Origin of the sequence: Candidatus Effluviviaceae Genus V sp. (assembly GCA_014728125.1) — a bacterium.
In the GTDB taxonomy this organism is placed as follows: domain Bacteria; phylum Joyebacterota; class Joyebacteria; order Joyebacterales; family Joyebacteraceae; genus WJMD01.
Window position 1 is genome coordinate 1 of record WJMD01000159.1, and the last position, 14,456, is coordinate 14,456.

Annotated in this window: 14 protein-coding genes; all 14 read left to right on the forward strand. The window is 68.3% G+C overall.

Translation table 11 applies throughout. The features are described from left to right. Nucleotides 1-738: BamA/TamA family outer membrane protein (locus GF405_09595; GenBank protein MBD3368405.1), on the forward strand; the 738-nt coding region annotated here is incomplete at its 5' end. A gap of 48 nt (nt 739-786) precedes the next feature. Next, nucleotides 787-1,323: a hypothetical protein gene (locus GF405_09600; protein ID MBD3368406.1), complete on the forward strand. Its 537-nt coding sequence runs from the start codon at nt 787-789 to the stop codon at nt 1,321-1,323. Between the two features lie 26 nt (nt 1,324-1,349). Beyond that, complete coding sequence (lpxD, locus tag GF405_09605; GenBank protein MBD3368407.1) at nt 1,350-2,396, forward strand: UDP-3-O-(3-hydroxymyristoyl)glucosamine N-acyltransferase; 1,047 nt, start codon at nt 1,350-1,352, stop codon at nt 2,394-2,396. Next, nucleotides 2,393-3,700, forward strand: a complete 1,308-nt coding sequence (locus GF405_09610; GenBank protein MBD3368408.1) for a bifunctional UDP-3-O-[3-hydroxymyristoyl] N-acetylglucosamine deacetylase/3-hydroxyacyl-ACP dehydratase — start codon at nt 2,393-2,395, stop codon at nt 3,698-3,700. Before lpxD ends, GF405_09610 begins: the two co-directional genes overlap by 4 nt. A 9-nt stretch (nt 3,701-3,709) precedes the next feature. After that, complete coding sequence (lpxA, locus tag GF405_09615) at nt 3,710-4,489, forward strand: acyl-ACP--UDP-N-acetylglucosamine O-acyltransferase (GenBank protein MBD3368409.1); 780 nt, start codon at nt 3,710-3,712, stop codon at nt 4,487-4,489. Between the two features lie 81 nt (nt 4,490-4,570). Next, nucleotides 4,571-5,560 carry a hypothetical protein gene (locus GF405_09620; protein MBD3368410.1) on the forward strand — a complete coding sequence of 330 codons (990 nt, stop codon included), beginning with the start codon at nt 4,571-4,573 and terminating at the stop codon, nt 5,558-5,560. Further along, complete coding sequence (gene lpxB / locus GF405_09625) at nt 5,544-6,716, forward strand: lipid-A-disaccharide synthase (GenBank protein MBD3368411.1); 1,173 nt, start codon at nt 5,544-5,546, stop codon at nt 6,714-6,716. Before GF405_09620 ends, lpxB begins: the two co-directional genes overlap by 17 nt. Then, a complete protein-coding gene (locus GF405_09630; GenBank protein ID MBD3368412.1) occupies nt 6,713-7,405 on the forward strand; it encodes a DUF374 domain-containing protein in 693 nt (230 codons plus the stop codon). The genes lpxB and GF405_09630 overlap by 4 nt, the downstream gene beginning before the upstream one ends. Further along, nucleotides 7,406-8,659 (forward strand): hypothetical protein, encoded by a 1,254-nt coding sequence (locus GF405_09635; GenBank protein ID MBD3368413.1) that lies wholly within the window; start codon nt 7,406-7,408, stop codon nt 8,657-8,659. Next, nucleotides 8,659-9,807: a tetraacyldisaccharide 4'-kinase gene (gene lpxK, locus GF405_09640; GenBank protein ID MBD3368414.1), complete on the forward strand. Its 1,149-nt coding sequence runs from the start codon at nt 8,659-8,661 to the stop codon at nt 9,805-9,807. Before GF405_09635 ends, lpxK begins: the two co-directional genes overlap by 1 nt. Beyond that, nucleotides 9,804-10,736 (forward strand): quinolinate synthase NadA, encoded by a 933-nt coding sequence (gene nadA / locus GF405_09645; GenBank protein MBD3368415.1) that lies wholly within the window; start codon nt 9,804-9,806, stop codon nt 10,734-10,736. The genes lpxK and nadA overlap by 4 nt, the downstream gene beginning before the upstream one ends. A 29-nt stretch (nt 10,737-10,765) precedes the next feature. Then, nucleotides 10,766-12,358, forward strand: a complete 1,593-nt coding sequence (gene nadB, locus GF405_09650; protein ID MBD3368416.1) for an L-aspartate oxidase — start codon at nt 10,766-10,768, stop codon at nt 12,356-12,358. Further along, the gene (gene amrB, locus GF405_09655) at nt 12,082-13,938 is read left to right on the forward strand and encodes an AmmeMemoRadiSam system protein B (GenBank protein ID MBD3368417.1); all 1,857 of its coding nucleotides are present in this window, start codon (nt 12,082-12,084) and stop codon (nt 13,936-13,938) included. Before nadB ends, amrB begins: the two co-directional genes overlap by 277 nt. Further along, nucleotides 13,935-14,456: radical SAM protein (locus GF405_09660; protein MBD3368418.1), on the forward strand; the 522-nt coding region annotated here is incomplete at its 3' end. The genes amrB and GF405_09660, both read left to right, overlap by 4 nt.

Below are 14,456 nucleotides of genomic sequence, written 5' to 3' on the forward strand. Positions count from 1 at the left end.
AAGTACACGCTCGAGCAGTACAGGCTCTCCGAGTATGTCGACATCGAGACGGGCGGTTCGGGAGACCCCGACTCGACCTTCTACCGGGAGGATCCCGACTGGGAGTGGCGGAGCGGCATCACGACGACGCTCTCCAGACGGACGACCGACAGGCGGTTCCAGCCGCGAATCGGCAGCTACTCGCGGCTCTCGGCCGACATCTTCGGCGGGGCCCTCGGCGGCGACGTCGAGTTCCAGCGGTACGTGCTCGAGGTCAGGAAGTACATTCCCTCGTTCTGGCGGACGACGCTCATGTTGCGCGGCCGCGCCGGGCTCGTCACCGGATACGGCGACCCGGACACGGTTCCGGACGACACGCGCTTCGAACTCGGCGGCGTCGGGGTCAACGGCATCAGGGGCTACGACAACCGCTCGATCCTGCCACAGGGGAACGAGCTGTACGGAGGCCGGACGATGCTGATCGGCACGGCCGAGCTTCGGATCCCGATCACCGACGAGCGGGAGCAGCTGCCGGTCTACGGCGTCGTGTTCCTGGACGCCGGGAACACGTGGGAGAGTCTCGTCGACGAGGACGACGAACTGGCGACCCACCCGACCGACCTCTACTGGGGTCTGGGCGCCGGCGTTCGCATCGAGGTACCGATTCTGGGCATTCTCGGGATCGATATGGGATACGGCCTCGACGACGAAGAGGGCGGCGACTGGGTCGTCCACTACCAGTTCGGGCTCGACTTCTAGACGTGGGCGCCCCGGTCACCGGGGCGCTTCTTCTGACAGGAGGATCGTGTGAGACGAACGATGAAGGCTCTGGCGACCGGGCTGCTCGGGGTTCTTCTGTTCTCGGGGGCTGCCGCGGCCGCTGAGGGCGTGGCCTACATAAACTCCGACCGCGTCCGCCTCGAGTACGAGGGGGCGCGCGACATCGAGAACCAGCTGCAGGCGTCGCTCTCGGACTGGCAGTCGCAGGCCAGGGAGATGGAGCGCGAGATCGAGGAGATGATCGGCGAGATCGAGGCACAGCAGCTGATCCTCTCCGAGGAGGCGCTTCGCGAACGGGAGCTCGCAGTCCAGCAGAAGAGGCTCGAGTTCGAGCAGTTCGTCAACGAGGTGTGGGGTGTCGGTGGTCTGGCCGCCCAGCGCGAGGCCGAACTCTGGCAGCCCGTCTTCGATACGATCAACGGCATCCTGCAGGATATCGGGTCGGAGGGCGACTACGCGATGATCCTCGACGCGGCACAGATGGGAATCGTCTACGCCGACCCGTCGACCGATCTGACGGAGCAGGTCATCGACGCGCTCAACAGCGCGCCGACCCAGGAGTAGGTCGCCGCGCGGTGCCGGAGGCACGTATGAAGAAGACCCTCGCCGAACTCGCCGAGATGATCGGCGGGACGGTTTCCGGCGACGCGTCGGTCACCATCGACGGCGTCGCCGGGATCCGGGAGGCGCGCCCGGGCCAGCTGACGTTCCTCGCGAATCCGAAGTACGAGCGCTACCTCGAGACGACCGCCGCGTCGGCGGTCGTCGTGTCTCCGGAGCACCGCGAGGCCGGAGAGAGCGTCGGGCGACCCCTGCTTGTCTGCAGAAACCCCTACGGGGCCTTCGCGAGAGCCATGGAGCTCTTCGCGGGACCGCGCGCCGTCGTCGAACGGGGCGTCCATCCGACCGCCGTGGTCTCCGACTCTGCGTCTCTCGGCGCGGACGTCGCGGTGGGGGCGTGCGCTGTCATTATGGAGCGCGCCACGATCCATGACCGGGTCGTCATCCACCCCGGCGTCTACGTCGGCCCGGGTGTCGAGGTCGGCGAGGATACGGTTCTCTATCCGAACGCCTCGATCAAGGCTGCCAGCGTGCTCGGGGAGCGTGTCATCGTCCATTCCGGCAGCGTCATCGGCAGCGACGGGTTCGGCTTCGCCAGCGAGAACGGCGAGCACCGGAAGGTGCCGCAGATCGGGAACGTCGTCATCGAGGACGACGTGGAGATCGGCGCCAACGTCTGCATCGACCGGGCCACGACGGGGACGACGCTGGTGTCGCGCGGAACGAAGATCGACAACCTGGTCCAGATCGGTCACAATGTCGTCGTCGGCGAGGGGTCGATCGTAGTCGCGCAGGTGGGGATCTCGGGAAGCACGGAGCTCGGGCGAAACGTCGTCGTCGGTGGACAGGCCGGCCTGGCCGGTCACATAACCATCGGCGACCGAGCGATGATCGGCGCACAGGCCGGCGTGACGCGCGACGTACCGCCCGGTGAGCGCGTCTCAGGATATCCCGCCAGGAAGCACTCACAGGCCAAGAGGCTTCTCGCCTGCATCGCACGGCTGCCGGATCTCATCAGGAAGGTGAGCGAGCTCGAGCGGAGACTCGATTCGCTCGACGAAGGGGAGGATCGATGACGAGGACCCGGCAGCGGACCCTCGCTCAGCAGTGTTCCTACAAGGGAATCGGCATCCACACCGGCGAGGAGGCCACCGTCACGTTCCGGCCGGCGCCGCCGGACTCCGGCGTCTCGTTCGTCCGCACGGACATCGAGGGCGCGCCGACGATCCCGGCCTCGCTCACCCACGTTGTCCGGAGCAAGGACACGCCGAGGCGGACGACGCTCTCGAAGGACGGGGTCAAGATCTACACGGTCGAGCACGTGCTGGCCGCTCTCATGGGTCTCGGCATCGACAACGTCGTGGTCGAGATCGACTCGGCTGAGCCCGCTGAGCCGGTCGATGGAAGCTGCAAGCCGTTCGTCGACATCCTGACGAGCGCGGGGCTCGAAGAACAGGACGCTCCGCTCCAGCACCTCGAGATCCTCGAGCCGGTATCGTTCGAGCACGGCGACGTCTGTCTGACCGCCGCGCCTCACGACGGCCTCAGACTGAGCTTCCTCATCGACTACGACAACCCGACCATCGGGACGCAGTATGCCAGCTTCGACGTCACCGAGGAGACGTTCGTCTCGGAGATCGCGCCGGCCCGGACGTTCGCTCTCGAGTCGGACGTCGCCGGACTCAAGGAACAGGGTCTCATCCGCGGCGGCAGCCTCGAGAACGCGATCCTCGTCGGAGAGGACGGCGTCGTCAACGAGGGAGAGCTGCGCTTCCCTGATGAGTTCGCGCGTCATAAGGTGCTCGATCTCCTCGGCGACCTGGCGCTCCTCGGACGTCCGCTGAGGGGAAGCGTCCACGCGAAGAAGTCCGGCCACGCGACGAACGTCCGCTTCGTCGAGGCGATCCGTGATGCCGTCCGGCAGGGCAAGGTCCGCTATGGAGCGACGACGAACTGGGACATCGATGCGATCGAGGAGGTCATGCCGCATCGCTACCCGTTCCTCCTCGTCGACCGGATCCTCGAGCTGGACAGCCGCCGCGTCGTCGGCACGAAGAGCTTCACCATGAACGAGTGGTTCTTCGTCGGGCACTTCCCGGGACACCCGATCGTCCCGGCGGTCCTGATCATCGAGGCCATGGCGCAGGTCGGCGGCTTCCTGCTGCTCTCAAGGGTCGAGGACCGGGAAAAGAAACTCGTCTACTTCATGGGCATCGACAACGCGCGCTTCCGCAGGCCCGTCCGCCCGGGCGATACCGTCCGGTTCGAACTGGAGCTCCTGAGACTCCGCGGAGGCACGTGCAAGATGCGGGGTTCAGCCTACGTGAAGGGCGATCTCGTGGCCGACGGAGACCTCTGGTCACAGGTCGTCGACCGATAGACCGGGAGGCTGCTTTTGCCGCACATCGACCCGAGGGCCGTCGTGCATGAGGATGCATCGCTCGCCGACGACGTTGTCGTGGAGCCGTTCGCCGTGGTCGGTCAGAATGTCCGGATCGGTCGGGGCACCAGGATCGGCTCGATGGCCTTCGTCGACCGCAACACGGAGATAGGCGAGGAGTGCCTCATCTTCCACGGCGCCGTCGTCGGCACGGATCCCCAGGACCTCAAGTTCGAGAACGAGGAGACCTTCCTCCGCATAGGAGACCGCACGACGGTCCGCGAGTTCGCGACGCTCAACCGGGCGACCGGCGAGGGCGAGGCCACCGTCATCGGGGACGACGGGCTGATCATGGCCTACGCGCACGTCGCGCACAACTGCATCATCGGTGACCACGTCGTCATCGTCAACGCGGTCAACATCGCCGGCCACGTCGAGATCGCCGATTGGGCGACCATCGGCGGTATGACGGCCGTGCAGCAGTTCATCCGCATCGGACAGCACGCGTACGTCGGGGGGGCCTGCCGCGTGTCGAAGGACGTCCCGCCCTTCTTCAAGATCGGCGGGATCCCCACGAGGCCGATCGAGGTCAACACGGTCGGGCTCCTGAGGCGCGGCTTCTCCGAGGAGCGGCTCAACACGCTCAGGAAGGCCTACCGGCTCCTCTACCTCTCCGACCTCAACACGACGCAGGCCGTCGAACGGATCCGCAGGACGCTCGACGAGTCAGAGGACGTCGAGCATCTGGTCGACTTCATCGAGTCGTCGTCGCGAGGCATCATCAAGTAGACGCGAACCGGGCCGGCGCGGACGGACGCGGGACAGCACCTTCCCGCGTGGCGCGCCGGCCGTGCACAGGAGGAGGGACCATTGACCGCGACGGGCGTCATCGGCGTCGGGCACCTGGGGAGTCTCCACGCCAGGGTCTACTCCGAGATCGAGGACTGCCGCCTTGTGGGCGTGCACGACATCGACCGCGGGGCCGCCGAGCGTGTGGCCGAGACCACCGGCGCGCGCGTCTTCGACTCGGCGGACGAGCTTCTCGACCACGTCGAGGCCGTGAGCATCGCGGTCCCCACGAGCGCGCACCGCGAGGTCGCCGGACTTGCCATGGAGCGCGGCGTCCACGCGCTGGTCGAGAAACCGATCGCCGCATCGGTCACCGAGGCGCGCGAGCTCGTCGAGACGGCCAGGATGAAGGGCGTCGTGCTCGCCGTCGGTCACATCGAGCGCATGAACCCCGCCGTCCGTGCCGCGATGGATGTCCTCGACGACCCCCGATTCATCGAGGTGCACCGGCTGGGGGTCTTCGTGCCACGGGGGACCGATGTCGCCGTCATACTCGATCTGATGATCCACGACATCGACCTCATCCTCTCGACGGTCCACTCGCCGGTCGTCGGCATCGAGGCGGTGGGCATACCTGTCCTGTCCCCGTCGGTCGACATCGCGAACGCGCGGCTGACCTTCGAGAACGGATGTGTGGCCAACGTCACCGCCAGCAGGGTGTCGAGAGACAAGGTCCGCAAGATCCGCTTCTTCCAGCCGGACGCCTATCTCAGCGTCGATACGCTCGCGCCCCGCGCGGAGCTCTTCAGGCGGCGGGACGTGCCCGTCGAGAAGCTCAGACGGATCGCGTCCGGCGAGATCGAGGGCGGGCTCGAGGACGTGGTCGAGCACGTGGACCTCGAACTCGACGACCGCGAGCCTCTGAGGGTCGAACTCGAGTCCTTTCTCCGGGCCGCGGCTTCGGGGGCGCGTCCCGACGTCAGCGGAGAGGACGGCCTCCGCGCGCTCGAGGTCGCCATGGAGATCCTGACACAGATCAAGACGGCATCGGGAGATGGGGCCGGACACTGACCGCGCCTGCCCGGCCGCTCTGACCGCCATGGAATCCCAGACAGCTTCCATACTGATGGTCGCGGGCGAGGCCTCGGGGGATCTGCACGCCTCGAAGGTCGTCGCCGCGTACCTCTCGCGCGCGTCCGGCGGCACCGTGTTCGGCGTCGGCGGGGACAGGATGCGCGACGCCGGGATGGAGCTCGTGTACCACACCGACGACTTCGCCGTCGTCGGCTTCCTGGAGGTCGTCAAGCACATGCCGCGGCTCCGGCGGGCGCTCGACAGGTTGACCGGGGAGGCCGTCGAGCGCGGGACGCGGCTGGCGGTCCTGGTCGACTACCCCGGGTTCAACCTGCTGCTGGCCCGACGGCTTCGCGACCTCGGCATCCGGGTGCTCTACTACATCAGTCCGCAGGTCTGGGCCTGGGGCGAGGGGCGCGTCGAGAAGATCCGCAGGCGGGTCGACAGGATGGCCGTCGTCTTCCCCTTCGAGGTCGACTTCTACAGAGAACGAGGGGTCGAGGTTGAGTTCGTCGGACATCCTCTCATGGAGGAGCCCGGAGTCGCACGCGCCCCGCGTGTGCGCGAGCACGTGCCGCAGAGCCCCGTCCTGGGACTCCTTCCCGGCAGTCGCCGCGAGGAGGTGCTCCGGCATCTTCCGCCGATGAGGGAGGCGGCCCGGATGCTCGGAGAGAGGGTCCCCGGACTCGATGTGCGGATCGGCCGCGCCGCAGGCATGGACGGTGCTCTTCCGGGCGACACGTCGTGGGCAGGAGTCGTTCCGGCGGACGGCGTCTACGACCTCATGCGGGAGGCGACCGCGCTCATCGTCTCCTCGGGGACGGCGACTCTCGAGGCCGCGTGTCTCGGAGCCCCGATGGCGATCGTCTATCGTACGTCGGCATTGTCGTACGCCATCGGCCGTCTCCTCGTGCGCGTACCGGACATCGGACTCGTCAACGTCGTCGCGGGTCGCCGCGTGGTCCCCGAGTTCGTCCAGCACGAGGTCACACCGGCCGCGCTGGCCGATGCCGTCGCGCCGTACCTCACCGACGAGGACGCTCTCGCGCGGACCTCCCGTGCCCTCATCGCCGTGCGGGAGAAGCTGGGGGGACCGGGCGCCAGCGAGCGCGTTGCCGACATGATGCTCGAGATGCTCGGGGAGGACTCGTGAGCGCCGGGGCGCGACACTGGGGCGCCCGCGATGCGGCGCTCATCGGGGCCGCCTCCGCGGTCGGTCCCGCCCTTCTGCGGACGCTGGGAGCGACCTGGCGACTCGACGTCGTCGGCGAGGAGCGGGTGAACGAGGTGAGGCGACGCGGCGGCGTCGTCCATGCCTTCTGGCACGGCCATCTGGCGGCGCTCGAGTACGCGTATCGCGGACGCGGCATCGTCGTGCTCTCCTCGCTCCATCGGGACGGTGAGATCAGCGCGCGACTGATGACCTCTCTGGGGTACCGCGTCGTGCGGGGTTCGAGCTCGCGCGGATCGACGCGGGGTCTCCTGAAGATGCTGGCCGCCGCGGGAGCGGGTGAGGCAGTGGCCATCACACCCGACGGGCCGAGGGGCCCCGCCGGGAGCGTACAGAAGGGGATCTTCCTGATCTCGGACCGCGCGGGCGTGCCGATCGTGCCGGTCGGTGTGGCCGCGTGTCCGGCCGCGAGGCTCGACAGCTGGGACAGGATGCTGGTCCCGCTCCCCTTCGCCCGCGTCGCCGTCGTGCACGGCGAGCCCATCCCTCCGTCGCCGGACGTCGATCCGGAAGCGCGCGCGGGGGCGCTCCGTCGGTCGATCGATGCAGCGACGGCGGAGGCGGCGCGGCGCGCCGGTCCGGAGGCGCGAGGACCGAGGGAGTCGGACTGAATGGCGTACGCCACCTACAGGGCCCTGAGCTCCATGCTCTGGTTCGCCGCCGGTCCCTGGCTCGCGTGGAGGCGGGCGAGCGGCGGCACCGAGTGGCGCGAGCGGCTCGGTGAGCTCCCTCGATCGACGGACCGGCCCGTCTGGGTCCACGCCGCCTCGGTCGGTGAGGTAGCCGCCGCGGAGCCTGTCGTCCGGGAGCTGGTCTCGCGGGGACGGGAGGTCCTGCTGACGACCATGACGCCGACGGGGCAACGTGCCGCGGAGCAGCGACTGGGCGACATCGCCCGCACGGCGTTCGTCCCGCTGGACGCCGTGCCGGCGGTCCGACGCGCCCTGGGGCGCGTCAGACCCCGCTCGCTCGTGCTCGTCGAGAGCGAGCTGTGGCCGAACCTGATGGCGGAGGCGGAGGACGCGGGCGTGCCGGTCGGCCTCGTCAACGCCAGGCTCTCCGGCCGCGCGCTCGCCCGAGCCCGGGCGCCTCTGTCTCCCGTCCGGGACGCAGTTCTTCGACTGACGGCCGTCGCCTGCCGTGACACGGTCAACGCGGAGCGGTTCCGCGTGGTGGGCGTGCCGGACGGGCGAATCTCCGTGACCGGCGACACGAAGTTCGACACGCTCCCGGGTCTGTTGAGCGACGGTGAACGCACGGCGCTCCGGAAGTCGCTCGGCTCCGAGGGCGGGCGTCCGTGCGTCGTGTTCGGCAGCGTCCGGCCCCGGGAGGAGTCCGCGATCGCCGACGTGGTGTCCTCCCTGTCAGGGGACGCGCGGGTCCTCGTCGCCCCCCGCCACATGCGCCGCGTCGCGCCGATCCAGCGGAGGCTTGAGGGGGTCGGCGTCAAGGTCGTCCGCCGCTCGAGCGGCGCCGTGCCGGACGGTGACGGGGTCGTTCTCGTCGACACCACGGGTGAGCTCGCGCGCCTCTATGCGGCAGGGGACGTCGCGTTCGTCGGAGGAACGCTCGGGGGGTACGGCGGACACAATCCTCTCGAGCCGGCCGCTCGGGGCGTGCCCGTCGTCTTCGGTCCCGACACGCGCAGTTGCGCCTCTGCCGCCCGCGCACTCGTCGAGGGCGGCGGCGCCGTCGAGGTGTCCGGACGCGACGAGCTCCGGGAGGAGATCGAGCGGATTCTCGCCGATGACAGGCTCCGCTCCGGGATGTCGTCGGCGGCCCTTGCCGTCGTCAAGAAGGGGAGGGGCGCCGCGCGGCGGTCGGTCGATGCGCTCGCCGATGCAGGACTCCTGGAGGAGAGGTGATGACCGTTCGACCGTCGACCGACATCGACGAGATCGTCCACCTGGGACGAACGCCGGGCGCCCGTGCATGGTGGCGTTCCGTGGCGGGAGGAGAGCGTCGGGCGGCGGGCTGGGGCGCCGTGCTCGAGAGCGCCCTCGTGATGCTCTCGATCCCGTACGGCCTCGCCGTCGCGGGGACGCTCTTCGTGCGCTCACGTTCGGCGGTCCGGCTCGACGTGCCGGTCGTGTCGGTGGGGAACCTGGTCGTCGGCGGGACGGGGAAGACGCCGCTCGTGGTTTACGTGGCCCGGGAGCTTCAGCGAATGGGGCGGCGGGTCGCGGTCGTGAGTCGCGGGTATGGACGTTCCTCCGATGGTACGCTGCTCGTGTCGCGCGGTGAGCGTCCGCTCGTCTCCTGGCGGAAGGCGGGCGATGAGCCGTACCTCCTGGCACTCCTCCTGTCGGACGTCGGCGTGATCGTGGCGGAGCGTCGCGTCGACGGGATCCGCGAGGCGGTTGAGCGTCTCGATGCCGATGTCGTCGTGCTCGACGACGCCTTCCAGCACGTGCAGGTCGAGCGCGACCTCGACATCGTTGCCGTCGACGCTTCCTCGCCCGTGGGAAACGGCTTCCTGCTGCCGGCCGGCCCTCTGAGGGAGCATCCGCTCGGTGTCGGACGGGCCGATGTCCTGGTCGCCACGCGGTCGGGCGAGGACGGGGCGAAGCTGGTCGAGTCGACGCTGGGGCCCCTGGCGCCGGGCGCTGCGGTCGTCGCCACAAGGATGAAGCCCGTCGAACTCTGGGACGCGCGGACCGGGGCGCGCGTCGCGCCCGGGGAGGTGCGAGGGCGGGACGTCGTCGCGCTGGCGGGGATCGCCGGCCCCGATGACTTCTTCCGGACCGTCGAGAGGATCGGGGCGAACGTTGTCGCAAGACTGGCGGCGCCCGACCATCACGAGTACGATGAGGGTGACCTCAAACAGGTCGAGGATGCAGCCAGGAGCACCGGCGCCCGGGCGGTACTGACGACCGAGAAGGACGCTGTGCGCCTGTCGGAGTGGACCTCGCCCGTTCCGGTCGTCGCGCTGGGCATCGATATGGAGATCATCAAGGGTCGGCGGGCGCTCCTCGAAGCGCTCGCAGATGCAACGACGAGGAGATCGCAATGACACTGGAGGAGCTGGGGCGGCTGTCCGATGACGAGCTGCGTGCCAGGATCGCAGAACTCAAGAGGAGCAGGAACGCCGTCGTCCTCGGACACAACTACCAGGTCGGAGCGGTCCAGCAGATGTCGGACCACCTCGGTGACAGTCTCAAGCTCGCGCAGCTTGCGACCGAGACCGAGGCCGACGTCATCGTGCTTGCGGGCGTCTACTTCATGGCGGAGAGCGCGAAGATCCTCAATCCATCCAAGAAGGTCCTGATCCCGTCCGAGTCGGCCGGCTGTCCAATGGCCGACATGGCGACGGTGGCCGAGCTCAGGGCATTCAGGACCGAGTATCCCGGCGTGCCGGTGGTCTGCTACGTCAACACGTCGGCGGCCGTCAAGGCGGAGAGCGACATCTGCTGTACGTCCTCGAACGCCGTGGACGTCGTTCGCTCCCTCGATTCCGACACGGTGATCTTCGTGCCGGACAAGAACCTCGGTTCGTACGTCGCGACCAAGGTGGACAAGACGGTCATCCCGTGGCAGGGCCACTGCTATGTGCACAACATGTTCGTGCCGGAGGACGTCGTGCTGGCCAGAGCGGAGCATCCCGACGTTCCGCTCGTCGTCCACCCGGAGGCGCCCCCACAGGTCATTGCGATGGCCGACCACGTCGGTTCGACCGGCGACATGGTCCGCCTGGCCCGGGAACACGACGAGCTGATCGTCGGCACCGAGATCGGGCTCATAGAGCGACTGAACAGGGAGCATCCGGACAGACGTTTCTACCCGCTCTCGGCCTTCGCGGTCTGCAGGAACATGAAGATGACCGACCTCGCCAGACTGGCATGGTCGCTGGAACACGAGGAGTACGTAGTCGACGTTCCGCCCGAGACGATGAGCGGGGCGCGGAGGGCGCTCGAGCGCATGCTCGAGGTGACGGCCTCCTGAACCCTCACGAGAGACGCCGGGAGCAGTGCATGAAGTGGTACGACTTCGTCGTCGTCGGAAGCGGCATAGCCGGCCTGTCGTTCGCCCTGAGGGCGGCCGAGTTCGGGAGTGTCGTGGTCATCACGAAGAAGGATGACGCCGAGTCGGCCACGAACATGGCTCAGGGGGGTATCGCGGCCGTCGTCCGCGACGACGATTCCTTCGAGAAACACATCGAGGACACGATGAAGGCCGGGATGGGCCTCAGCCATCGCGAGGCCGTCGAGCTGGCCGTGAAGAACGGTCCCGACGCCGTCCGCCATCTCGTCGAGTGGGGCGCGCGCTTCACCCGCGATGAGTCCGGAGGCTCCTTCGCCCTGGGTCGGGAGGGCGGTCACAGCGAGCGCCGGATCGTCCACGCGGCGGACATGACGGGCAGGGAGATCGAGGATGCGCTCCTGTCTGCGGTGGACGACCACCGGTCGATCACCGTGCTCGAGGACCACATGGCGCTCGAGCTGGCGCTCGTCGACGGGCCGGACGGCCGCGCCGTCGCCGGCGTCCACACCCTCGATCAGAGGGCGACGAGGGTGCTGACGGTCAGGGCACCGATCGTCATGCTCGCGACGGGCGGCTGCGGCAAGGTCTATCTCTACACATCGAATCCCGAGATCGCGACGGGGGACGGGATCGCGATGGCCTGGAGGGCTGGGGTGGCCGTCAGGAACATGGAGTTCATCCAGTTCCATCCGACGTGCCTCTACCATCCGGAGGTGCGGTCGTTCCTGATCTCCGAGGCCGTGCGGGGCGAGGGGGCGGTCCTCACGACGCTCGCCGGCGAGCGGTTCATGGAGAACGAGGACCCCCGGAAGGAACTCGCGCCGCGGGACATCGTCGCGCGCGCTATCGACCGGACGATGAAGAGGACGGGCGACAAGCACGTCTACCTTGACATCACACACGTCGATTCCGAGCACGTGAGACAACGCTTCCCGAACATACATGCCGAACTGATGAGACTCGGCATCGACATGACGACCGATCCCGTTCCGGTCGTCCCCGCGGCCCACTACCTGTGCGGCGGCGTCGCGGTCGATCTCGAATGTAGAACGACCATCCCGGGCCTCTACGTGTCGGGCGAGGCCGCTCATACGGGGATGCACGGCGCGAACCGTCTGGCGAGCAACTCGCTGCTCGAGGCCGTCGTCTTCAGTGAGCGGGCCGCGGTCGCGGCGACGGGAGAGCTCGAGGAGCGGAGGCACGCGCTCTCGACGTCCGACGTCCGGGAGTGGGAGGGCAACGACGCCGGCAGGGTCCCGGAGGGCGTCCTTCTCGATTACAACTGGGACGTTGTGCGACGGCTGATGTGGGACTATGTTGGCATAGTGAGAACCGCGCGGCGGCTCGACCTCGCGAGACGCCGGATGGCGGCCATCAGGCGCGAGATAGCCGACTACCGCCGCCGCTACCCCGTCAGTCACGATCTGATCGAGCTCAGCAACATCTCGCTCGTCGGCGAACTCATCATCCGCAGCGCGCTCCGGAGAAGGGAGTCGCGCGGCCTGCACTCCATGGAGGACTTCCCCGAGAGGGACGACGAGCGATACGGACACGACACGATCGTCGAGGGAGGAGGAGCGTGACGCACCGGGCTCTCAGTTGTGCCGCAGCGTGTCTGCTGCTTCTCGTTCCCCTCGCCGGCTGTCACGCGGAAGGAGGGGATGCAGAGGTGAATGGCAACGGATCCGAGCAAGGCCTCGTCAGGCAGCCGGTCGTCGCCGGTGCGTTCTATCCCGGCGGGCCGGATGAACTGGCACGAGCGGTCGACCGCTTCATGGAGTCGGCCGACGTCCCGGCTGTGGACGGCGATGTGGTGGCGATCGTCGCCCCTCATGCAGGGTACGTGTACTCGGGGGGCGTGGCCGGTCACGCCTACTCCCTTGTGCGGGGACACTCATACGACACGGTCATCGTGGTGGCCCCCTCACACCGGGCGACCTTCCGCGGCGCGTCGGTCTTCGACGGCGACGCCTACGAGACCCCGCTCGGCTCCGTTCCGGTCGACGGCGAGGTCGTATCGGAGCTCAAGGCTTCCGGACTCGTGTTCGAGCCGAGGGCCCACGCGCAGGAACACTCGCTCGAGGTCCAGGTGCCCTTCCTTCAGCGGGCGCTTGGGGACTTCTCCCTGGTCCCGATCGTGATGGGGGAGCAGAGCGAGGTCGCCGCGAGAACGCTCGCCGCCGCCATCTCGGACGTCATCTCCCGCCACGGAGACAAGCGGTTCCTTCTTGTTGCCAGCACTGATCTGTCCCACTACCACAGTCAGGACGCCGCCAGGCGCCTCGACGAGGTCGCCGTGAAAGCGGTCGACGCCTTCGACCCGGAGGGACTGCTGACTTCGCTGGCGAGCGGGGAGTGCGAGGCGTGCGGCGGCGGCCCGACGGCCGCCGTGCTCTTCGCAGCGAGAGAACTCGGAGCGGAAAACGCCGAGGTCCTGAAGTATGCGACCTCGGGCGACGTCAGCGGCGACATGAGCCAGGTCGTCGGTTACATGGCCGCCGTGGCGACGAGGCCGGTAGGCGTCGACAGCGGCCCGGACGGCAGGGGGAGCAGCCGACAGGACGAGGTCGCCGGCGACTACGACGAGTTCCTGACCGAGGCAGAGCGCAGGGAGCTTCTGCGATTGGCGAGGGCCTCTATCCGGTCGGCTCTGGACGAGGCTCCGTCCCCGAGCCCGCGCATCGAGAGCGAGGCGTTCAACACACCGAGCGGGGCCTTCGTTACGCTTCACAGCTCCGGCCGGCTGCGCGGGTGTATCGGCGCGGTGCAGGCCGTGCGGCCGCTCGCCGAGACGGTGATCTCCATGGCCGTCGAGGCGGCGCTGCGTGACCCTCGTTTCCCTCCTGTGACCATGGAGGAGCTCAATCAGCTGGACATCGAGATCTCCGTCATGAGTCCGCTGAGGGCAGTCGAGGACGTCTCCGAGATCAAGGTCGGACGCGACGGGCTCGTCATCCAGCGCGGCGGACGTTCGGGGCTCCTGCTCCCGCAGGTGGCGACTGAGTACGGCTGGGACCGTGACACCTTCCTCGACCACACCTGTCAGAAGGCCGGCCTGCCGGCCGGGACGTGGCGTGACCCGGGGACGACGATCCTCCGCTTCTCGGCCGAGGTCTTCGGTGAGAAGGAACTCGGGATCGAGCCGGGGGAGGACCGCTCGTGAGAAGCGGCGCAGCGCTTCTGATCTTCATTCTACTGTTCTCGCTCGCCGCGGTCGTCCCGAGCGGCCCGGTCGAGGCTCAGGAGAAGGGGTATGTCGAACCCCGCGAGGCCGAGTTCTGGGAGCCGGTGGGCGACGGCGTCGTGCGCTGCGGCCTCTGTCCGAGGCGCTGCGTCGTTCCCCCGGGCGGCCGAGGCCAGTGCGGGGTGCGGGAGAACCGTGAAGGCGTCTACTACACGATGACCTACGGGAACCCGTGCGCGGTTCACGTCGACCCGATCGAGAAAAAGCCCTTCTACCATTTCCTGCCGACGACGACGGCATTCTCGGTCGCCGTGGCCGGATGCAATCTCGACTGCCTCTTCTGCCAGAACTGGCACATATCCCAGTTCAGCCCCGAGGAGACGAGGAACTACAGGCTGCCGCCCGAGAAGCTGGTCGAACTGGCCGCCCGCAGCGGAGCGCGCTCGGTCGCCTACACCTACTCGGAGCCGACGATCTTCTACGAGTATATGCTCGAC